Genomic DNA, 20,280 nt, shown 5'->3' on the forward strand with positions numbered 1-20,280 from the left:
CACCAACCGCTGGGTCTCCTCGGCGTACACCGTCCGCATCACCAGCTATCCCTGCGAGTAACGGGGACCCGCGCCGAGGACACCGTTCCCCAGCCTCTCAACGGGCCGCCGGCCGCCGGGAATTTCTCCGGCGGCCGGCGACCCGAGTCGAAATGCGCATGCGGCGGCTGAGGGGCTCAGGGCAGGATCTCGGGCATGTCGACCGATGTCAGCGGAGTGATCGAGTGCCGGCCGGGGGCGCGGCTGTGGGGGCCGGAGGACGAGGACTCTGTATGGGAAGCCGGTATCCATCTCTTTCTGCTCAACGTCGGCAACGCCTACGACGGCTTGGCCTGCCTCTTCGGAATCCGTAACTCCTTCGGCTTCCGCCCTCTGGCCGAGGGGCGCGGCTTCCCGAATGACGCCTCGGATGGGCTGCGCAGGGACTTCATGGCCTACGGCGGCCCGGACGACGTGCACGGGACCACCTGGCTGACCTGGGCCGAGCTGGAGGTCACCGACTGGCAGGAGACAGACGCCTCCGGTACACGGAGCCGCGCCGCAGTCGCTGGGACCAGCACCGACTGGGGCCGGGTGTGGCGCGTGATGGCCATCCTCAGCGAGATCCACGGCGCGGAGAATGTACGCCTCGTGGTGTGGTTTCACTGATGCGCATTGAGCGCTCCCGTTGGCCAGCAGTGTCAACCGGAGCGCTCAGTCCCACCCGGCCAGGCCCCGGCTGTCGATGCCTTCCTCGCGGCCGGGTGCGACGACTCCGACGGCATCGACTTGGACCAGGTCCTCGGAGCCCGTCCGTGAGCGACGCACAGCCACCCTGTCTTGCCCGCTTGTCGCCCCAAACAGCAGGCACCGTAGAGGACTTGCCTGACCACGTACGCGAGATGCTGCGGGACGTCCTGGACATTGCGGGACGCGACCCGTGGTCGTTCCCGCCCTTCAACTCCCGCGACCCCGAAGGCGAAGACGTTCGCTCCGCCTCGGTCGGCGCTAACCCACTACGCCGGCCCCGACATGGTCGTCGGCCTCGAGGCTGTCACCCGCCACCTACTCACCCTGTGCACGACCGCTCCCGAAGGACAGGGCCCGCTGGGCAACATCCGGGCCGACCACTTCGAGGAAACCGTGCAGAAGCTCATCAACGGCTCGCCGTGGAAACCCCCGCCCCACGCCCCCGCCGAGGCCTCGAACCGAGCCCGCACGGACGCAACCATCTCACCGACTCGCCGCGCTCCTCCTGCTGTCGCAGCTGGTAGGCCGGGGCGCCCGGCGCACTATCGCCTACCGGGCGGCCGCTTATGACGACGAGTCGGGGAACGGCGAGTCCGGCAACACAGGGCGCGCGTGTCGACGTACCGCGCCCCCGACGTTCTCGAAGGGCTGCGTCGTTCCGCAGCCCTTCGACACATTGGTGCCCTCGAACAGACAGGTGCCGGGTAGAGGTGGCGACCGCGGGCGTCGGGATGCTCGGCGAGGGTACGACCCACGGCAGACCGGTGGCGTCGGCGTCCATGGCCCGCCGCGACGCCGTGACGGCGGTGGCATTGTCGGACCCGTCTGCAAGGGTGGTCGGTGTGCGGCAGGGTGCCGTCGGGCGGGGTGAGGGAGGCGACATGGGGACGGGACCGGGAGACGGCTGGGAGGGCGGCGTCGGCTGGGAGGGCTGGCGGGACCACCGGGACATCCGGCGACGGCTCGACCAGGGCGCCGATCCGGAGGCGCTCCCGTGCGGAGGACGGCCCCTGCACCGGGCCGTGGCGTTCGGCACGCCCGAGGTCGTCGCGGAGCTGGCCGGGCGCGTCGCCGACGTCGACGCCCTGGAGGACGGTACGACCGCCCTGTGGGAGGCGGTGGTCGGACACCGGCCGGAGATCGCACGCGTCCTCGTCGCCGCGGGAGCCTACCCATGGCGGCCGGTCTTGGCCGGCTGGTCACCGGGGCGACTGAGCCTGGCCGGGCCCACACCGCACCTGTTCCGGCTGCCCGAGGGCGAACCGGGGCTCAGCGAGGCGGATTCCGCAGCGGCGCAGGAAGGTCGGCGGCGCACCGCAGCCCTGGCCGAGATCGGTTACTGCGACGGCACGGGACTGGCCTGCGTTGCCGGCATCGACGCGCAGGAGGCCGTACGGCGCCTGGCAGCGCTGCCGCCGGACGCCGCGCTGCTCGCCGAGCTCCTGGACGACCCTTACGGCGTCGACACGGACGACAGCCTGCGCATCGTCGGAGTGACGACCGTACCGGGCGGTTGCGTCGTCACCCAGCCCTGGGGGTACGGGCCACAGATGCCGGGCGTACAGGCCATGCTCTCCGCCGGTACCGTCTGCTACGGCATGTACGCCAACCCCAAGAGCGGCAACCAGGGCAGCCTCGTGCGCGACGGTGTCGTCGAGGGCTGGGACCTGCACCCCGGCGGGGGCCCGTGCACCGGTATGGCTCCCGAGGAGGTCCTTACCGCGTATATCTACGGTTCCCACGAGATCGCCGAGTGCTGCGCCCACGCGGGCCTTTTCCCCGCCGACCCGCGGCCCTTTACCGGGCCCCCCGACCTGTGGGTGGAACTCCCCGAGCGCGACTACTGGCAGCACTGACCGGTACCACTTCGAGGGCGCCCCCGCGTCGGGCCGGCAGGTGCGCGTAATCCGCTGCCTGCGCGATGTCGTCCTGGCTGACCGCGCGTATTCATCCCGCGCGATCCGCAATCACCTCCGGCGACGCGCAACCCGCGCTGTCATCCCCCAGTCGTCCAACCAGGTCGGCCACCGGTTGCGGCGAGGCCGCGACGGAGGCCGACCACCAGCCCGCAACGCCGGTCGGCGGCCCGTTCGCCTGCCGTACGTCTGGCGCGGTTCCACCTGCGCACCCCGTGTCCCGTTCTCCTTGACCGACCCGGCTCAGGCCGCGACGGTGCGGGCGGGGTCAGCGGCGCAGGGTGAGGGGCAGCGCCTCCAAGCCGCGCAGCATCATCGTGTTGCGCCAGCGCAGGTCGCGCTCCTGGCAGGCCAGGGTCGTTCCGGGGAAGCGGGCGAGGAGCGCGGTGAGCGCGATCTCGGTCTCCAGCTTGCCGAGCAGGGCTCCGAGGCAGCGGTGGATGCCACCGCCGAAGGCGAGATGGCCGGCGTCCCGGCGGTCGAGGATGAGGCGGTCGGGGTCCTGGAAGCGCGCCGGGTCGCGGTTGGCCGCGCCGAGGGACAGCAGCACGAACTCGTCCTGCGGGATCTGCACCCCGCCGACGTCCACCGGCTCGGTGGTGAAGCGGGTGGTGGCCATACAGATGGGGGAGTCGTAGCGCAGGAACTCCTCGACGGCCCTGGGCATCCGGGTGAGATCGGCTCGCAGCCAGGCGGCCTGGCCGGGATCGCGCAGCAGCGCGAGGCAGGAGGTGCCCAGCAGGTTCACGGTGGTCTCATGCCCGCCGATCAGCAGCAGGGCGACCATGCCCACGATCTCGTCGTCCGTCAGCTCCCCGCGCTCGCGGGCCGCCAGCAGCTCGGTGAGCAGATCGGCGGGACGGTCATTGCGGCGGATACGCCGGTCGGCGATGGCCAGGACGTACGAGCCCATCTCCTGGACGGCTCGCAGGAACGCCGCGTGGTCGCCCTCCTGGGTGACGATGGCGGTCGACCACTTCCGGTAGAGGTCGCGGTCCTCGCGCGGGAAGCCGAGCAGTTCGCAGACGACGAGGATCGGCAGCGGGAAGGCGAAGTCACGTATCAGGTCCACCGTGGCGGTGGTGGTGCGGGTGGTGTGGCGCGCGGCTGCCGCGTCCAGTCCGTCGAGGAGTTCGAGGGTGATGCGCTCGACCATCGGCCGCATCGCCTCGACCCGCTTGCGGCTGAACGCCGCCTGGACCACACGGCGGAGGCGGGTGTGGTCGGGCGGATCGCTGCTGAGCATATGGGTGACCTCGGTGCCCAGCTTCACGCCCTCGACCCGGCTGTCGGCCAGGGCCTGGGCGCGCCGCACATCCTGCGCGAAGCGGCGGTCGAAGAGCGCGGCCCGGACATCGACGTAGCGCGGGATGATCCACAGCCGCAGGCCGCCGTCGCTGTGCAGCACGGAGACCGGGGCCGATCGCCGCATCCTGGCCAGGGTCGGGTACGGGTCGCTGAGGAACGTCGGCGGGTTCTGGCGCGGTTCCGTCGTCTCGCGCTTGTCCGGCCGGTGCCTCTCCGGCCCGGGACTGTTCGTCCGGGATGCTGCCGTAGCTGCGGTCATGATGTTTTCCTGTCCTCACCGGTACGGCCGGCGCCGCGGCGGGGTGCCGGGCCTGGCCCCCCGCTACGGCGCTGCTTGGACTCACTGCAGAGGCGACTTCTTCTCCGTGTTCTTCTTCGCGCGGGTGGTGCAGGTCCGCGCCGGGGCCTTCGGCTGGACCGGGACCGCCTTGTCCAGGGCGGCATGGGTGTCCGGCGGAATGATGAGCCCGCGCTCCCGCTCGGTGGCGCCGATGGGGTCGATGCGCAGTCCGTGACGCTTCATGGGGTTGACCTTTCTTCGGTGTGGTGGACGGGGTGGTGCGAGCCGGTCCGCCCGCTGTTGCGGCGGTCGGCGGTTCTGGGGGAGGCGCGCAGCGTGTCGTCGGCGTAGCGCACCATGGCGGCCCAGGCGGCGGCGTGTCCGGCTGGGTCACGGCCCACGTCGTGTCCGCCACCGAGCCACCGGACGCGATGCGGGACGTCGCGGTGCCGCAGCGCGGCGAGATAGCGCTCGATCTGTTCCGGAGGGCACTTCTCGTCGTCCGCCGAGGCGGCGAGGAAGAGCGGGCCGCGTACCCGGCCCACATAGGTCATCGGGCAGGCCGCGCGATAGCGGTGTGGCACTTGCTCGGGGGTGCCGCCGAAGAGTCGGTCGTCGACCTCCCGCAGCGCCGGCGTCGTCGCCCGGTACGCCGCCGTGTAGTCGGCCACCGGGGCGACGGCCAGCCCGACGTCCCACAGCCGGGGCTGGACGCCCATCGCCAGCAGCGTCAGATAGCCGCCCCAGGAGTAACCGCACAGACCGGTACGGCCCGGCTCCGAGACTCCCGCGTCGATGAGGTGGCCGCGCACCGCGGCGAGATCTTCGAGCTGGGCGAGGCCGACCCGGTGGCCGAAGTCGTCCCGCCAGCGGGGGCCGTAGCCCGTCGAGCCGCGGTAGTTGGTGCGCACCACGGCGAATCCGGCCCGGACCAGGGCCTCGGTCCGGGCGTCATAGGCGTCCCGGTCGTGGGTGTGGGGCCCGCCGTGGACGAGGAAGACCGTCGGCCAGGGGCGGTGGCCCGTCCTGCGGCCGGGCGGGGTGGCCACAAAGCTGTGGATCTGCCCGTAGGGCCGACGTGTCCACAGCTCGCGGCGCCTGGATCCGGTCGTTCCGCCGGGCGCCGTGCCGCGTGACGCCGTCGTCGAGCGGCCGGAGCAGTCGGGACGTTCCGGGGGTTCCGAGTGCTCCGCAGGTCCCGAGCTGTGCGGGCTTTCCGGGTGACAGACCAGTGGCCGGGGCGGTTCGCCGTCGCGGCTCCACAGGCAGTGGACCGTGCGGTCGGGTGCGCAGGAGAAGTCGATGATCGTGCCCTCGGGCGTGGGAAGCACCGTCGTCGTACCGCGGTCGAGGTCGGCGCGGAGCAGGCGGCTGCGTCCCGCCCGGTCCTGCTGGACCAGCGCCGTGCGGCCGGGCCCGTACCAGCAGGCGGTGATCTCCGTATCGAAGTCGAGGGCGGAGCCGGGACCGTGCGTACGGATCCCCTCGCCCTGCCGCCAGAAGGCCAGGGTGTAGCGGCCCGCGCGTTCGAGGACGAGCAGCAGTTCCGGCCGTGCGGTGGTGAGGTCCGGGCGGAAGCCCAGCGCCCACACCGCGCCGCCGTCGCCGTCCCCCGCTGCGCCGGGGATGGCGTCCACGAGGACGCCGGAGGCCGGTGACCACAGCCGGACCGCGGCCGGTCCGGACGCGCATCCCGCGGTGGCCAGCAGTCGGCCGCCGGGGGCCAGGCCCACCACTGCCGCATAGCCGGGCTGCTCGGCCACCAGGCGGGCACGCTCGCCCGGTCGGCCGAGGTAGTACCGCGAGCGGTCCGCGACCCCGACGCCGACGGCGGCGAGGCCGCTGCGGGGGTCGAAGGCCAGACCGTGCATCCGCCCGGCGGGTACGCCGTCGAGCGCCGGGCGCGGGTGCCCGCCCTCGAACGGCCCGCGCAGCCAGCGGCCTTGACCGCCGGGAGCGGCGTCGAACCACCACAGGCCGTGGCCGTCCGGCTCGATGGCGGCGGTCTCCACACCCAGCGGTGCGGTGGTCGCCCGGCGGCGCTGACCCGTCGACAGATCCCAGGCCACGATCTGCGGGAGACCGTCCACATACCGGGTCTCGACCGCTCGCCGTCCGTCGCGGGCGGCGAAGGACGGGACGTGCACCGCTGTTCCGATACCGCCGCTCATCGCCGTCCCTCCCTTCGTTGGTGTCCGCTTCCGCCGCCGGTGGCCTTGGCTGTGGTGGGCTCCGACGGCCATCACACTGCCGGACGGGCGGGCTGCGTGGCAGGGAAGAAAGCGCAGCGGCACCGGCAGTGAGCCACTGCCGGACCTTCCCTGGCACCGGACGGTGTGCGGGCGACAGGGTGCGGGGGCGACCACATGGCCCGGACCCACCGAGGAGAAAGGGGCGACCCGATGACGATCGCGGCGACCCGGCCCGGCGCAGCCCCCGTCCCACCCGGCGGAGCGCCGAACGGCACACCGAGTGGCAGGCCGAACCGTGCGCTGACGGCGGTCTATGTCGCTGGCGCGGTGACGGCGTTGGGCACCCAGATGACCATGCTCGCGCTGCCCTGGCTGGTGCTGGAGACCACCGGCTCGGCCACCCGGGCGGGCCTGGTCTTCGCGGCCCAGGTGCTGCCCATGGCGCTGCTCGGCTTCGCTGGCGGAGAGGTCATCCAGCGCCTGGGCGCCCGCCGGACCATGGCCGTCTCCGATTTCGCCCGTGCTCCGGTGGTGGCGCTGATCCCGCTGCTGCAGACACTGGGCGCGCTCAATCTGGCCGTCCTCATGGCGATCGTCGTGGCGCTCGGGACGCTGGCCGTTCCGTACCACGCGGCACAGCGGGTGCTGGCGATGGAACTGCTGAGCCCGCACGCCCGCTCTCTGGCCCGCGCCAACAGCGCGCTGGCAGGCGTGCAGAACGGCTCGGCGTTCGCCGGACCGGCGCTCGCGGGCGCGCTGATCCCGCTGGTGGGGACCACATCGGTGGTATGGCTGGACGCGGCCACGTTCGCCTTCTCCGGGTTGCTGCTGCTGCACCGCGTCCCGGCAGGGGGTGGCGGGGGAGGGTCCGCGGCCGGCCCCCGCGGTCTGTGGGCGGGGGCGCGGTATCTGTGCGGCGACTGGTTCCTGAGCCGGGCGATGCTGTCCACCGTGGTGTTCGGGCTGATGCTGCGGACCCTGATGATCACCATGCCGGTGCTGGCGTTCGCCCGGTTCGAAGGGGACGCCAGGGTCGGCGGCCTGCTGATCGCCGCCCATGGCGCCGGTGGCCTGGTGGGCTCGGTGGCCGCCTATGTGCTGGCGGCACGGGTCGCCCCCGTACGACTCGCCTGCACGGCCCTGGTCTGCGTCGCTCTGCCCCTGTGGACGCTCCTGGTGCCCGTACCAGCCAGTGTGCTCGTCATCGCCGTCGGCCTGTCATCGGCCGCCGCACCCCTGGCGAACGCGCCGCTGATGGGCCTGCTCTCCGCCCGGCTGCCGGACGGCTTCGGGCCCAAGGTGTTGCAGGCCGTGGTCACGATCAGCGCACTGGCCGGGCCGTTGGGCTTCCTGGCCGCGGGCGCCGTGCTGGACCGGGCCGGTGTCACGGCGACCCTGTGGGGCGTCGCCGCCCTCGCGACGCTCGGCAGCGGCAATCTGATCCTGGCCCTGCGCCGCCTTCAGGCCACCGGGGACCCGGACTGACCTGGCCTTCCGAGAAGACCCCGGTGGACGCGGGGCACACAACGGCGGAGTGCACCGGAAGTCCTCCTCGCGGTACTCCGCGTCCGAGCCCGCCGCGGTGGCCTCGCGCAGCTCGATGCGGCGGATCCGGAGGCCGCTGGTGATGACCAGCGACACGCTCGCCTCCGCCTACGCGCTCGAACGCCGGTCCCCTTACCTCGCCCGCGACCTGATCGAGTTCTCCTTGATCATGAAGGCGCGTTCGTCAGAGGACAGCAGGTCTGTCGCGGGATAGTTCACGCGCAGAGTGTGCAGCTCGGAAGAGCGGTTCCGCAGATGTCTTCGATGACCACCAGCCCCCGGACCTGATCGCGCGCGGGTACGGTGGGCAGTGGCCGTCGCTTCGGCCCAAGCCCGCTCCCTGGCCCATGACCGGCGCGCATCAAGGCGAAGGTGCCCGCGGGCCCCAGCGAGGGTCCGGCCTGTAAGCATTGGTGTGGAGCGAGAGTTCGACTTCCAGCGGACGCACGGCGTGAGCTGTGTGCATCAGACCGGCATGCCGAGCAGGACGGGCCCGAGCACCAGGAGCGTGCCAGCCCCAGTCTGCTCCCGGCCCTGGTCGTCGGTGACAGCTGCCGCGCACGTACCGCACTGCGATAGGTACGCCGTGCGACGGACTGGCCCTGGTCACTACTACTGCGCGGGCCTCCCACGTCCCGCACGATGCAGCACGCGGTGGGATCCGTGTGTACGGGTCACGGCGGCAGTTGTGAGCGACACCGCTGTTCTCTCAGGACAGCACGCGATAGGTCACGTGTGTGACCGAGTTCGCTGCTCGAGACTCCACCTGTTCAAGATTCAGAGACGGCACTCCGTCGAACAGCCGTGTGCCGGCGCCGAGCGTGAACGGCACGATGTGGAGCCGCAGCTCGTCGATCAAGCCTGCGGCGAGGTACTGGTTGATGGTGGTCGCGCCCCCGTGGATCGATACGTTGCGGTCTCCTGCCGCGTCGCGGGCCTGCTGCAGTGCGGATTCGATGCCGTCGGTGACGAAGTGGAACGTGGTGCCGCCGTCCATCGGCTGCGGGTCGCGCGGGTGGTGGGTGAGCACGAAGACCGGTGCGTGGTACGGCGGATTGTCGCCCCACCAGCCCTTCCACTGCCGATCCCACCTGCCGCGCACGGGGCCGAACATGTTGCGCCCCATGATGAAGGCGCCGACCGCCGCCAGCCGGTCGAGTTCGGCCTGCCGCTGCTCCGGGGTTTCGAACATCCACGCGTGCAGCCTCTCGCCCCAGCCATCACCAGCGTCGTCGCCGAACGGGCGCTGCTCGGTCTGGTTGAGCCCGGCCGAGTACCCGTCGACAGAGATCGAGAGATCGCAGGTCACCCTGCCCAAACGTTTGGTCACTGTGCCGTCCCCTTGGTGGCGACCTTCCGTCGCCTTCGCGGTGAGCAGTCTGATCCGTTCATCACTGGAGGTAGACCGTCCTGGTTCCGAGAACTCATCGCACGGCCGTACCGCCGTTCCCGGCGCCACCCAGCCCGCCCGCGACTCCTGACGCTGTGCTCCTTCGACCGCTTGCACAGGGCGCGGGTACCCGTGTAGAAGCGGCACCGGGCAGCCGCAGCGTTCGGCGCGCCAGCGATCGGGCCAGTCTCGTCGTTTCCTAAGCGTCTGGCAGCCTGGCTACGCGATGCTCACCTGTGCCGCCGCAGGCCTGCCCATGCCGTCGGCGTCGGCATGGAGCCCGCGCACTATGTCTTCTACGTCATGGCCCGCAAACGCGACGACAGCCCAGGTTATCTGGGGTCACGTCACGGAGGCGTTCCCGCAGCTTGAGTCCATGATCGCCATGCAGGCACATGAGGACGCACAGCCGGGGCCGGCACAACGAGTGCGACCGCGGTCTCTGCGGAGATGCGCTCCACCGGTTCACGGCACGGAATGCGGCTCAGTCAGGACATTCGCGAGGAATCGGTGACGGGGCGTCGTCTGACTGCTCAGCCGAAGGTCCAGACGCCGTGGCCGAGCAGTTGGTCCAAGTCATTGGCGACCTGCTCGATGAGGTCGTCTCCGAAGACGACGAGGGCTTGTTCGGCGTAGTGGGCGAACGTGCCGAGGCGGGCGTCCGCGGTGAGGAGGAACTGGAACTCATCGTCGGCGATGGCGCTGCCCGGCCAGGGCGGCTGTCCCGGGCCGCCGACGCGGTGCGGATCGAACTCCCAGCCGTTGAGATATGGACGGCACTTGTAGACCCATTCACCGGGCCGGACGCAGGCACGCAGGCCGCGCTCGATGACGCCTTCGGCAGCTGAGATCGCCGGAGCGCCGGGGTCAAGCATGCCGTAGAACCAACGGCGCGAGTCGAGCGGCGCGGTATACCGTCCGCTCCCGCTGGCGTAGTCGAAGCCGATGCGAGCCTCGCCGCGACGCGCTATCCGTCCGGACTCGGCGTCGTGGAGAGAATGCCTCGCGGGCGGGGCCGCAGCGGGCTCGCCTGGCGGGGTCCAATGGTGGGACCGGACCATCGTGACGTCCCGAAACCCGACGTCCACAAGGGCGCTGCGCAGCTGCCCGTCGGCCTCGGCGACCAGGAACCCCTTCGCCGGCTGCTGGAACCGCCACAACGGCAGCTTGGCGAGCAGTTCGGCACGTGAAGCGGTCAGGCCCCCGACAGCAGCGAACCCAGTGCCCCGAACGGTCTCCAGCCAGCACGCCGCGGCAACCCTTCCACGGTGAGTCAGCACGCGGACATCGACGTCCCAGTACGGGATCGAGCCCATCCCATGCCAGACCGACAGGGGGACCCGGTGGGGCCCGGAGCCGGCCGAGAGGTCGAGCGCCTGCTGCGCCTGCGCCTCGTCCCACCGGACCGATTCAATTCCCCACCCGGGCTGCGGCTGGGCGAAGTCGAGCTCGGCGACTTCGCCGACCAGGACACTGCGCTCCCATCCTGCGGTGAAGCCCGCTGCTTCCAGCGAGGCCGTCAGCCGTGACGCTTCTGTGTCGTGGGCGAACACGCGCCACTCCACAGGTTCCACACGCGCAGCCGCGCACTGCTGCACTTGCGAAGCAAGCCGCGCGGTCGACATCGAAGCGTCCAGGGTGGGGTGATCGACGATGCAGTGGGTGCCGTAGTGCGTGAGGGTCAGCGGTCCGATCCCCTCGACCACGGTGCCGAATCGCGGATGCGCCGAATCGGGGATACGCAGGCTGCGCTCGTACGCTGCCAGCAGTTCCCCCACGTTCATGACCACCGCGGCATTCAAGCACCGCGGTTCCCGCGACGCCATCGAAAATGTCAGGGACGCCGAGCGAGGTGCGCCTCTCGTCCAGCCGTTGGTCGGCAGCAGCACCCGCCAGCGGACCACCTCGACCGAGGACCGCTCACGCCCTCGCACCGCGCCCGGCTGTGCGGGCGAGTGCTGGGCTGGGGGCCGTTCTTGGCGTTGCGGTCGCCTCTCAGGTGTCCCGTGAGCGCCGGGCGTTGTCCAGCTATCTGGCGAACCTCGACCGCCGTTTGTCGGCGTCGGGGGTGGGCGGCGGGATCGGTGGCACGGCGACCGGGGGACGTGGCGGGGGAGCGGTCGCTGAGGCCGGCTCGGTGGGCGGTGCCGGTGGCTGCGGAACGCTCTTGGGCTCGGGCTCGGGCTCGGGTGGCGCATCCGGATCCAGACCCGGCTCCACGTCGGTTTGTGAGGCGTCTGTCTGGCGAGGCAGCGCGCCTGTTCCCTCCGGGGCCGCCGTCGTTCCGAATCTTGGGCATCCGAGAGCAAGTACGTCTCGGGCGTACCGCCCGCGGCGGAACTCACGCCCGGCTCAGCGGTACTTCCGTACCGTGTTCACCATGGCATCGGCGTATCCGGCGACATGGCCCGAAAGGCGGGATCACCGGGAAGCGGTCGCTGTCTCGCCGCGCCAACACCCGCCCGCGCTCCCGCCGTTCCGACGGCGGAACTCGCCGCCAACAGGTCACTCCTCGTCGCGGAAGTTCCGGTACTCGTCGTTCATCAGGTCCCAGAATGACCGGTAGCGCACCACGCCCGGCATCCAGTGAGCCATGTACCAGGCCTCCCACTCACCGTCTTCGGTGACCACGCAGGGGTTGAGGAGGTAGACGTCGGTCGCGTTGGGCGTATGACTGATCCGCAGGGTGTGCGTCAGGTACTCGGGCCGGAACGAGAGCGTGTCCTGGTCTTCGCCGTAGACGAAGTACTCGTCGTCCTCCACCCGGACGTCGGCATGACCGGGTGCGCCGGCCCAGGCGCTGACATCCGCCTCCAAGTCCCGTGTGCATCCCACCTCTTGGGACGGCAGAAGCCGGTCGATGCCGTGGGTGGTGTTCAGCCAGCCGTTGCTCACCAGCAGGAACTGGCGATAGCTCCGTGGCAGCGCGACACCGAGACGGTCCTCCAGCGCGGCGACCTCCTCACGCGTGGCCCCGGCGGCACCCAGCCAACGGGCCTTGCGCACCTCGTCGGGAAACGGCTCCGACCGCTCCTGCTCATGCAGCACCGGATCGAGCCACTCCTCACTCCACCGCCCCAGCAACTCCCGCCACGCAAAGGAGGACCCGTCACCCTGACCTCGTATGTCACCCACGGCGTCACACTAACGCGGGTGCGATTCTTCTCCGCCGGGGCCGACGACTGGTGAGGCGGGCGGAGGAAATGCGGGCGGCGGCGGGGGGTGCCCAAGGGGTGCCCCTCAGGCGGAGTGGCTGGGATTTCGGGCCAGGCGTGCCCGACTCGGCCGTTGGCGATGACGTAGTACTCGGCCGTGGACCATGGGTGACAACTTGTGGGCTCTGGTCAAGCCGTTGCTGCCACCCTGGCCTGAGAGGTCAGGGGGGGCCAGGGCCGGTGAAGCACCGGCCCTGCCTGCCGGCCTTCAGATGTGGGCCCTGATCTGCCGCACTGGATGTCCGAGCGCCTCCCCGATGACGTTCAGTTCCTGGTCGCTGAAAAAGGCGCGCTCGGGGTTCCAGATGGCTATCTCGAACCGAGCAAAGCCGCAGGGCCAGTCGTAGTCCAGCGCGTCCAGCGAGGTCGCGGTGCCGCAGCAGGGGACAACCACGGTGAGGGTGGCGAAGCCGTCGTCGCCATGGGCTTGGAGCAGGTCGCCCCACCACTCGGTGTCGATCGACGCGCCGCAGTGGGGACAACCGATCTTCTGCAGATTCTGACCACAGTCGACGACGGTGAGCGTGTCGTGCCAGGTGACGTCAAACTCGACGTCGACACCGCCGGGGAGAGCGGGGGCAAGGTCCTCCACGATCGACGCAGTACGGTCAGCCGCGGCCTGCTCGGGCTGCCAGTGCGGGTCGGTCGGAATGACGGAGAGGACGTCGTCGCTCATGGGCTCACTCGATTCGTCGGGCGGGAACCTCATCCAGGCGACGCGATGCTACTGACGTAGTCCACTACAGGCCCTGGCGGCCCTGCCGCAGATCCACCGCACCGCCCGCCAGAGCGACTTCGGCTTCTTCGTCTTCCTCTCCCCGCCCGGACGCGCCCCGACGTGATGCAAGAGGGGAATCGATGCGCCCCACGGGGCACACGGGGCTGCCCGATGCCGCCGACAAGACGCTTCATAAGCTGGCCCGCAGAAGAGTGCAGACGCGAAGCGGAACGGAGAGCAGGCCAGGTGATAGGGACCGCGTTCCTCAGTGAGGACGTCCCGGCAGAGGACCGGTTCGACTGCTGGCGTGAACTGCTCTGCCGGACCCGTTCCAGCGAGGTGATCAGTCACCACGCCGCCGACTTCCACGCGGAGCACCGGATGATGGAGCTCGGACCGGTGACTGTCTGGTCGTCGTCCTTCCTTCCCACACGATTCCGGCGCAACGCTCGCATGGTGCGGCAGTCCGACCCAGAAATGCTGCACCTGTCCCTGCTCCTGCACGGAGAGCTGGCCCTCGTCCATTCCGGCCAGGCCCAGGCATTCGAAGCCGGCGACATCCATCTGGTCAGCAGCTCACAGCCGTACGACCTGCAGTCCGCGGATACCGGCCACCGCCAGGCCGTTCAGGGAATCGGCGTGGACATATCGGCCGAGGCGCTGCCACTGCCGGCACACCGGATCACTGCCGCGCTGGGCCGCCGCCTTCCCGCGCGCAGCGGCCTCGGCGTCCTGGTGACCCAGTTCCTCACCGGCCTGGAGAAGCAGGCCGACCAGCTACAGTCCTCTGACGCGCCACGGCTGGGCAGCGTCGCGGTCGACCTGGTGTCCGCCTGGCTGGCTCATGTCCTGGAAGCAGATGAAGCCCTGCCCCCGGAGACGCGTCAGCGGACCCTGGCACGTCGCATCCAGTCGTTCATCCAGCACAACCTGCACGACCCCGAGCTGACGCCCCCGGCGATAGCCGCCGCTCACCACATCTCCCTCAGCTACCTTCACAAACTCGCTCGGGAGCAGATGGGAGGCGAACCGATAGCAGCCTCCATACGCCGTCGGCGCCTGGAGGCAATCCACCGGGACCTCGCCGATCCCACGCAGCGAAACATGCCCATCCACGTGATCGCCGCCCGCTGGGGGATCTTCCGGGCATCGGACTTCACCCGCAGCTTCCGTGCCAGGTACGGCCTTTCACCGAAGGACCACCGCGCGCACGCGCTGTCGGAACAACCGTAGGGGCATGGCCCCTGGACCGGTGGTGCGAGGCGAGGCGCACCGGATCGCAGGCCTGGCAGGGGGCTGCGTCCTGCACCGCTCGCGGGGAGCGGCTCATGAGTGACGACGCAGAACGAGCCCCCGGCCTGTCCTTTCAGGTTCAGTCGCGGCCGATGCTCGGCGCCGGCGCGATCTTGGTCGAGCCGTTGACGGTGAGGTGCACCGAGTTGTCGTAGTTGACGCCGGCCTGGGGGAGATGCTTGGTCGGACCGAAGCAGGCAGGTCCCGCGCGCCAAGTGCGGCGGGCTCGCGCTTCGAACGACGGGCGGGGGCCCGTCCGCGCCTCGTCCCCCCGAACGGCGTACACCCGGTCGTGGCGTCCGGCGGCCTGAGCGAAGGTGTCAGAGGTCGGGGGCCCGCCGCCCGCTGGCCTCCGGCGTCGTCAGCGAGGAGATCGACATGCCACCGAACACCGAAGCCAAGCCCGCCGAGCCGGGGATCGTGCAGGCCAACCGAGCGGTGCGGCACCGGTTTCCCTTCGACGACGACCAGGACTTCGAGGACGCTCGGCGGGGCTTCATGGGTACGGCGCAGGAAAGCGTCGTCGGCGACGCCCAGGGACGGATGGTGTGGGACCTCGACGCCTATGGCTTCCTGGCTCAGGACTGCCCGGACACGGCCAATCCCAGCCTGTGGCGGCAGAGCCGGCTCTGCTCCGACCACGGACTGTTCGAGGTGACCGAGGGCATCTACCAGGTACGCGGCTTCGATCTGTCGAACATGACGCTCGTCGAGGGAGAGCACGGCGTCTTCGTCATCGACCCACTGCTGTGCGCGGAGACGGCCGCCGCCGGCCTCGCGCTGTACCGGGCCCACCGCGGGGACCGGCCCGTGACGGGCGTGCTGTACACGCACAGCCACGCCGACCATTTCGGCGGCGTACGCGGCGTGGTGAGCGAGGAGGAGGTGGCGGGTGGCCTGCCGATCTTCGCGCCACACGGATTCCTGGAGCACGCCGTCAGCGAGAACGTTTACGCCGGTACGGCCATGGCCCGCCGCGCCGCCTACATGTACGGCGCGGCCCTGCCCAAGGGCGAGCGCGGCCAGATCGGTGCCGGACTTGGCCAGACCGTCTCCACCGGGGTGGTCGGCTTGATCCCGCCGACGGTGGACATCAGCCGCACGGGTCAGACGGAGACGGTCGACGGCATCCGGATGGTCTTCCAGCTGACCCCCGGTACCGAAGCACCGGCCGAGCTGAACCTGCACTTCCCCGACCACGCGGCGCTGTGCATGGCGGAGAACGCCACACACAACCTGCACAACCTCCTGACCCTCAGGGGTGCTCAGGTCCGTGACCCGCGCGTGTGGGCCCACTACCTCACCGAGGCGATCGACCTGTTCGCGGACGCCACCGACGTCGCCTTCGCCTCTCACCACTGGCCGGTGTGGGGACGGGACCGGGTCGTCACCCTGCTGTCCGAGCAGCGCGACCTGTACGCCTATCTCCACGACCAGACGGTGCGCATGCTCAACCAGGGCCTGACACCCCTGGAGATCGCCGAGCGGATCACGATGCCGCCGGCGCTGGAGAAGGCGTGGCACACCCACGGCTACTACGGCTCCGTCAATCACAACGTCAAGGCCGTCTACCAACGGTATCTGGGCTGGTTCGACGGAAACCCGGCGCACCTGTGGGAGCACCCCCCGGTGGAATCCGCCCGCCGCTACGTCGAGTTCATGGGCGGCGCCGAGGAAGTCCTGCGCCGGGCGCGGGAGTCGTACGCGGACGGCGACTTCCGCTGGGTCGCCCAGGTCGTCAACCACGTGGTGTTCGCCGACCCGGACAACGCCGAGGCCCGCGCCCTGCAGGCCGACGCACTCGAACAGCTCGGCTACGGCAGCGAGAACGGCACCTGGCGCAACTTCTACCTCATGGGCGCCCTGGAACTGCGCCACGGCTCCGTCGGAACCCCGACGGAGACGTCCTCGCCCGACCTGCTCGCGGCGCTCACCCTGGAGCAGATCTTCGACGCCCTGGCCATCCGGGTCGACGGACCGCGCAGCTGGGACGCGAACATCACCGTGCGCTGGGTGCTGACGGACGGCGAGCCCGTCACGCTGCGCCTGCGCAACGGTGTGCTCACCCACTTCATCGGTTGGCGCGCCACGGCGGGCGAACCGAACGTCGAGATCACGCTCGCCGAGTCCGACCTGCGCGCCCTCCTGTTCGGCGCCGTCCCCCTCGCCGACCTGGCGGCGCGCCACGCCGTAGAAGTCAAGGGGGATACGACCAAGCTCACAGCCCTCCTCGGCCATCTCGGCGAGCCGGACCCGGACTTCACCATCGTCACTCCGTAGAGGCGACCGGCGTCGCGTTCGTGGCGCGCAGTTCACGCTTGAGGATCTTTCCGGTGGCGTTGGTGGGCAGGACGTCACGGAACTCCACCAGGCGCGGGTATTTGTAGCTCGCCATCGTCTCCCGGCACCAAGCGACGAGCTGCTCCTCGGAGAGCTCCGCCCCCGGAGCGAGTACGACACATGCCTTGATCTCCTCGCCGTGGCTGCCGTGGGGCACGCCGATGACCGCCGCCATGCTCACGGCCGGGTGCGTCATCAGCACCTCCTCGACCTCCCTCGGGTACACGTTGAACCCACCGCGGATGATCAGGTCCTTGGCCCGGTCGACGATGTAGTACCACCCGTCGCTGTCGCGGCGGGCCAGGTCTCCCGTGCGGAACCAGCCGTCACGCAGGACCTCGGCGGTGGCCTCCGGCCGATTGAGGTAGCCCTTCATCACGTTGTGCCCGCGGATGACGATCTCACCGACCGCGTCCGGGCCCTCTACCGGGGAACCGTTCTCGTCGATCAGGCCCACTTCCACGCCCCAGACCGACCGGCCGATGGACCCCGGACGCGGCTTCTCGCCGTGCGGGGAGAAGGTGGCCACGGGACTGGTCTCCGAGAGGCCGTAGCCCTCCAGGACGGTGATGCCGAAACGCTCGTCGAAGCGGCGGTGGATCTCGACCGGCAGCGCCGCCCCCGCGGAGACGGCGAAGCGCAGGTTCTTCGCCACCCGCGGAAGGTCCACGCCGCGTGCCTCGTCCTGGAGCAGGGCCCAGTACATGGTGGGGACACCGGCGAAGACCGTGACGGAGTGCCGCTCCATCAGGGTGAGGGCCGCGCGCGCCTGGAACCGGGGGAGGAGAACCAGCGTCGCCCTCGCCGCGAGACCGGCGTTCATCTGGACGCTCTGGCCGAAGGAGTGGAACAGCGGCAGGGTGATCAGGTGGACGTCGTGCTCGACCTGCTGTGCGTGCCCTGCCTCGCCGAAGAGCTGCTGGCAGGTCAGGGCATTGAGCGTCATGTTCGCATGGGTGAGTTCGGCGCCCTTGGGCAGGCCGGTGGTGCCGGAGGTGTAGAGGACGACCGCGGTGTCGCTCGCCTCGGTGGCGACCGTCTCGAAGTCCGCACTCCGCCCGGCCAGGGCCGCGGTCAGCGTCTCCGCGCCCGCCAGCGGGGAGCCGGTGTCAGGGGCGGCGGTCAGCAGGAAGAACTGCTCGCAGCCCTCGCTCGCGCCGAAACCGTCCCAACCCTCCTGTCCCATCTGCAGTTCGGGGGTCCCTTCGAAGCAGAAGTACGCCTTGGCCCCCGAGTCGGCGAGGTGGTAGGCGACCTCACGGCTCTTGAGCAGGACGTTGAGCGGGACGACGACGGCGCCGGCCTTGAGGATGCCGTAGTAGACGATCGGGAACCACGGCAGGTTCGGGCAGGACAGCGCGACCTTGTCACCGGGCCGGATGCCCCGGGAGTGCAGCAGGCCGGCCACCCGGCGTGCGGCGGTGTCCAGTTCGGCGTAGGTCAGCCGCTGTTCGCCGAGGACGATCGCTGTGCGGTCGGGCACGGCACGGGCGCTGCTCTCGAGCAGGACGGCGAGGTTCAGCATGGGGGTCTCCCAGAAGGTGTGGACGGAGCTCGTGGGCCCGGTCGTGATGGTCAGCCGCGCAGCGCGGAGGCAAGGAGGGCCGGCAGTTTCCGCACGTGCGGATCGGCGGTGAAGCGGACGAGGCGTTCGACGGTGGTCAGCGCCGTCCGGTTGGTGACGAAGTACGGCGGCCGGACGGACAGCGAAGGCTCCGTCGTGACCAGGCCACGCGGGGCCGGTGCGAAGGGGGCGCGAAGTACGGTCTTCTCGACGTCTTCGATCATGAAGGCGTTGTGCACGAACCCGATACCGCTGCCGATGGCATGGCGGGTGTTGCCCGGGTGGGCGCCCCACGGGGTGTAGCCGAGCAGGAAGCCGACGGCCGACCAGCAGTTGACGCCCAGCGTGCCGTAGCGCAGTGCGGAGACCGCCGACTTCAGGGCCGTCCGTTCGGCGCGCGCGGTCCGGGGATGGACGATCAGGGTGGCGCCGAGGCTGCCGGGCAGCACGTCGTTGGCGAAGTCGACGGCCCGGTGCAGGAATGCGGCGGTGGTCGTGCCGGGGAGCCGTACGACCCCCAGCGCACTGCCGAAGACCTCGGTGGTGATCAGGACGTCGTCGGGGTCGGTGACGTCGGGTACGAGGAGCCGGCAGCCGTCGCCGTAGGTCTCCGCGGCGGGATGTGCTGCGCGTACGGCGGCGAGGCGGTGGTCGGCGCCCGGGTAGTAGTCGGTGCGCGGTGGCAGCGTCCGCAGCACGCGCCGGATCTCGTCCAGGAGCCGTTCCGTGCCGTCCCACTTCTCGGGCAGGACGAGCACCTGGCTGGCGATGCAGTTGTGCCCGGAGTTGTTCATCTTGCTGCTGACGATGTGTTCGGCCTGGTACCGGAAATCGGCGTCGCTCCAGGGGCCGGGCGTCACGATGCACGGGCTGACGCCGCCCAGTTCACTGCTGAACGGCTTGACGACGAGGGGCCGGTCGTCCTTCCGCCGTCGTACGGCGTCGTCGCCGGTGCCCCAGACGATGGCGTCATGGGTGCGGTCGCTGCCCGTGACGTGGATGCTGCCGACGCCTTCGTGACGGGTGAGATAGGCGCCCTCCGCCGCGCCGCCGTCCACGAAGCGGACCCAGTCGCGGGCGATGAAGTCGGCGAAGACGTGCTCGAAGTGCGGGCGCAGGTAGGCGTTGACGGGGTTCATCTTGGCGATGACGACCTCGCCGTCCACGTAGAGCTTGTGCAGGATGTCGAGCGCGGTGATGGCGGCGACGTTGCCCGCTCCCAGCACCAGTGCCACACCCGGGCGTCCGGGCCGGCCCCGGTACTCCCCGGCCGCGCGCTCGCGTACCTGCTCGGGGCTGGTGCCCAGGGGAGTCCAGACCTCGGCGGTGAAGCCGTTGAGCAGCAGCCTGTCCCATCCGGTGGCCGGAAAGACGTCGACCACAGTGCGGCCGTCCCGCTCGTGCACGGCCCCGGCGTCCAGGGGGGCACGGCCGGCGGCTATGCGCCGCAGGACATGCAGATAGGCCCGGGTGTTCTGCGCCAGGGCCCAGGGCCCGCCCATCCAGTCCTCGGCGGCCCACGGGGAGGCCGCGCCGTAGCCCTTGGCCTCGGCGCCGGCCGCGGCCATGCCGTCGGAGGCGGCGACCACCCGCGGCAGCAGCCGTTCCAGTAGGGCGATGCGCCTCGAGAGAGGGGTGGCGGACCAGGCGCCGGCACCGCGCCGCAACGCGATGAGGGCCCGGTCCAGGGGGGGGCTGTGTCGAGGGCGGAACCGTCGGTGGCGGACCTGTCGGGGGCGCTGGAGGGCACGTCGTCGCTCCTTGCGGAAGTCGGGGGAGGGCAGTGGGTT

General features: G+C 70.6%; 16 protein-coding genes and 1 pseudogene. 7 read left to right on the forward strand and 10 right to left on the reverse strand.

The annotated features are described in order from the left end of the window. Positions 1-195 precede the first annotated feature (195 nt). Complete coding sequence (locus ACFYQQ_RS39090) at positions 196-648, forward strand: hypothetical protein (protein WP_356174583.1); 453 nt, start codon at positions 196-198, stop codon at positions 646-648. Between the two features lie 645 nt (positions 649-1,293). Here ACFYQQ_RS39090 and ACFYQQ_RS39095 read toward each other — a convergent pair. Further along, the gene (locus ACFYQQ_RS39095) at positions 1,294-1,542 is read right to left on the reverse strand and encodes a hypothetical protein (RefSeq protein WP_356174585.1); all 249 of its coding nucleotides are present in this window, start codon (positions 1,540-1,542) and stop codon (positions 1,294-1,296) included. A gap of 68 nt (positions 1,543-1,610) precedes the next feature. Between ACFYQQ_RS39095 and ACFYQQ_RS39100 the strand changes: the two genes are divergently transcribed. Together ACFYQQ_RS39100 and ACFYQQ_RS39105 are read left to right on the forward strand one after the other, a co-directional pair. Next, entirely contained in the window at positions 1,611-2,585 is a 975-nt protein-coding gene (locus tag ACFYQQ_RS39100; RefSeq protein WP_356244165.1) for an ankyrin repeat domain-containing protein, read from the forward strand. A gap of 76 nt (positions 2,586-2,661) precedes the next feature. After that, positions 2,662-2,752: pseudogene (locus tag ACFYQQ_RS39105) on the forward strand (IS5/IS1182 family transposase); the annotation flags it as partial. Between the two features lie 161 nt (positions 2,753-2,913). Here ACFYQQ_RS39105 and ACFYQQ_RS39110 read toward each other — a convergent pair. The 3 genes from ACFYQQ_RS39110 to ACFYQQ_RS39120 form a co-directional block, all read right to left on the reverse strand. Further along, positions 2,914-4,212: a cytochrome P450 gene (locus tag ACFYQQ_RS39110; protein ID WP_355795059.1), complete on the reverse strand. Its 1,299-nt coding sequence runs from the start codon at positions 4,210-4,212 to the stop codon at positions 2,914-2,916. A gap of 81 nt (positions 4,213-4,293) precedes the next feature. Next, positions 4,294-4,476, reverse strand: coding sequence for a hypothetical protein (locus ACFYQQ_RS39115; protein WP_355795061.1), 183 nt, complete (start codon positions 4,474-4,476; stop codon positions 4,294-4,296). Then, on the reverse strand, positions 4,473-6,404 hold the full coding sequence (locus tag ACFYQQ_RS39120; RefSeq protein ID WP_356244168.1) for a prolyl oligopeptidase family serine peptidase: 1,932 nt from the start codon (positions 6,402-6,404) through the stop codon (positions 4,473-4,475). The genes ACFYQQ_RS39115 and ACFYQQ_RS39120 overlap by 4 nt, the downstream gene beginning before the upstream one ends. Before the next feature lie 231 nt (positions 6,405-6,635). Between ACFYQQ_RS39120 and ACFYQQ_RS39125 the strand changes: the two genes are divergently transcribed. Both ACFYQQ_RS39125 and ACFYQQ_RS39130 read left to right on the forward strand, forming a co-directional pair. Then, positions 6,636-7,910, forward strand: coding sequence for an MFS transporter (locus ACFYQQ_RS39125; RefSeq protein WP_356244171.1), 1,275 nt, complete (start codon positions 6,636-6,638; stop codon positions 7,908-7,910). 142 nt (positions 7,911-8,052) lie between these two features. Next, positions 8,053-8,184, forward strand: a complete 132-nt coding sequence (locus tag ACFYQQ_RS39130; protein WP_356244174.1) for a hypothetical protein — start codon at positions 8,053-8,055, stop codon at positions 8,182-8,184. 495 nt (positions 8,185-8,679) lie between these two features. On the opposite strand, the gene ACFYQQ_RS39135 is transcribed toward ACFYQQ_RS39130, so the two are convergent. The 4 genes from ACFYQQ_RS39135 to ACFYQQ_RS39150 all read right to left on the reverse strand — a co-directional run bounded on the left by ACFYQQ_RS39135 (position 8,680) and on the right by ACFYQQ_RS39150 (position 13,251). Continuing rightward, positions 8,680-9,300, reverse strand: a complete 621-nt coding sequence (locus ACFYQQ_RS39135; protein WP_355781158.1) for a dihydrofolate reductase family protein — start codon at positions 9,298-9,300, stop codon at positions 8,680-8,682. 593 nt (positions 9,301-9,893) lie between these two features. Beyond that, positions 9,894-11,144, reverse strand: a complete 1,251-nt coding sequence (locus ACFYQQ_RS39140; RefSeq protein ID WP_355781185.1) for a DUF2716 domain-containing protein — start codon at positions 11,142-11,144, stop codon at positions 9,894-9,896. Between the two features lie 721 nt (positions 11,145-11,865). Beyond that, positions 11,866-12,495 carry an SMI1/KNR4 family protein gene (locus ACFYQQ_RS39145; RefSeq protein WP_388907281.1) on the reverse strand — a complete coding sequence of 210 codons (630 nt, stop codon included), beginning with the start codon at positions 12,493-12,495 and terminating at the stop codon, positions 11,866-11,868. 288 nt (positions 12,496-12,783) lie between these two features. After that, positions 12,784-13,251: a hypothetical protein gene (locus ACFYQQ_RS39150; protein WP_355781162.1), complete on the reverse strand. Its 468-nt coding sequence runs from the start codon at positions 13,249-13,251 to the stop codon at positions 12,784-12,786. A 288-nt stretch (positions 13,252-13,539) separates the two neighbouring features. Here ACFYQQ_RS39150 and ACFYQQ_RS39155 point away from each other — a divergent pair, with 288 nt between their 5' ends. Together ACFYQQ_RS39155 and ACFYQQ_RS39160 are read left to right on the forward strand one after the other, a co-directional pair. Next, positions 13,540-14,526, forward strand: coding sequence for a helix-turn-helix domain-containing protein (locus tag ACFYQQ_RS39155; protein WP_355781165.1), 987 nt, complete (start codon positions 13,540-13,542; stop codon positions 14,524-14,526). Between the two features lie 438 nt (positions 14,527-14,964). After that, on the forward strand, positions 14,965-16,866 hold the full coding sequence (locus ACFYQQ_RS39160; RefSeq protein WP_355781171.1) for an alkyl sulfatase dimerization domain-containing protein: 1,902 nt from the start codon (positions 14,965-14,967) through the stop codon (positions 16,864-16,866). On the opposite strand, the gene ACFYQQ_RS39165 is transcribed toward ACFYQQ_RS39160, so the two are convergent. Both ACFYQQ_RS39165 and ACFYQQ_RS39170 read right to left on the reverse strand, forming a co-directional pair. Then, positions 16,856-18,451: a long-chain fatty acid--CoA ligase gene (locus tag ACFYQQ_RS39165; protein ID WP_355781174.1), complete on the reverse strand. Its 1,596-nt coding sequence runs from the start codon at positions 18,449-18,451 to the stop codon at positions 16,856-16,858. The genes ACFYQQ_RS39160 and ACFYQQ_RS39165 overlap by 11 nt on opposite strands. Before the next feature lie 50 nt (positions 18,452-18,501). Next, positions 18,502-20,157, reverse strand: a complete 1,656-nt coding sequence (locus tag ACFYQQ_RS39170) for an aldehyde dehydrogenase family protein (protein ID WP_356244180.1) — start codon at positions 20,155-20,157, stop codon at positions 18,502-18,504. Between the last annotated feature and the right edge of the window lie 123 nt (positions 20,158-20,280).

The sequence above is a fragment of the Streptomyces sp. NPDC005496 genome, assembly GCF_042872045.1.
GTDB lineage: Bacteria > Actinomycetota > Actinomycetes > Streptomycetales > Streptomycetaceae > Streptomyces.

Excerpts from the sequence above, each read along its gene's own strand:
- ACFYQQ_RS39090 (WP_356174583.1), top strand. The coding sequence starts at position 196 with ATGTCGACCGATGTCAGCGGAGTGATCGAGTGCCGGCCGGGGGCGCGG.
- ACFYQQ_RS39095 (WP_356174585.1), bottom strand. The coding sequence starts at position 1,542 with ATGCCACCGCCGTCACGGCGTCGCGGCGGGCCATGGACGCCGACGCCA.
- ACFYQQ_RS39100 (WP_356244165.1), top strand. The coding sequence starts at position 1,611 with ATGGGGACGGGACCGGGAGACGGCTGGGAGGGCGGCGTCGGCTGGGAG.
- ACFYQQ_RS39110 (WP_355795059.1), bottom strand. The coding sequence starts at position 4,212 with ATGACCGCAGCTACGGCAGCATCCCGGACGAACAGTCCCGGGCCGGAG.
- ACFYQQ_RS39115 (WP_355795061.1), bottom strand. The coding sequence starts at position 4,476 with ATGAAGCGTCACGGACTGCGCATCGACCCCATCGGCGCCACCGAGCGG.
- ACFYQQ_RS39120 (WP_356244168.1), bottom strand. The coding sequence starts at position 6,404 with ATGAGCGGCGGTATCGGAACAGCGGTGCACGTCCCGTCCTTCGCCGCC.
- ACFYQQ_RS39125 (WP_356244171.1), top strand. The coding sequence starts at position 6,636 with ATGACGATCGCGGCGACCCGGCCCGGCGCAGCCCCCGTCCCACCCGGC.
- ACFYQQ_RS39130 (WP_356244174.1), top strand. The coding sequence starts at position 8,053 with ATGACCAGCGACACGCTCGCCTCCGCCTACGCGCTCGAACGCCGGTCC.
- ACFYQQ_RS39140 (WP_355781185.1), bottom strand. The coding sequence starts at position 11,144 with ATGAACGTGGGGGAACTGCTGGCAGCGTACGAGCGCAGCCTGCGTATC.
- ACFYQQ_RS39150 (WP_355781162.1), bottom strand. The coding sequence starts at position 13,251 with ATGAGCGACGACGTCCTCTCCGTCATTCCGACCGACCCGCACTGGCAG.
- ACFYQQ_RS39160 (WP_355781171.1), top strand. The coding sequence starts at position 14,965 with ATGCCACCGAACACCGAAGCCAAGCCCGCCGAGCCGGGGATCGTGCAG.
- ACFYQQ_RS39165 (WP_355781174.1), bottom strand. The coding sequence starts at position 18,451 with ATGCTGAACCTCGCCGTCCTGCTCGAGAGCAGCGCCCGTGCCGTGCCC.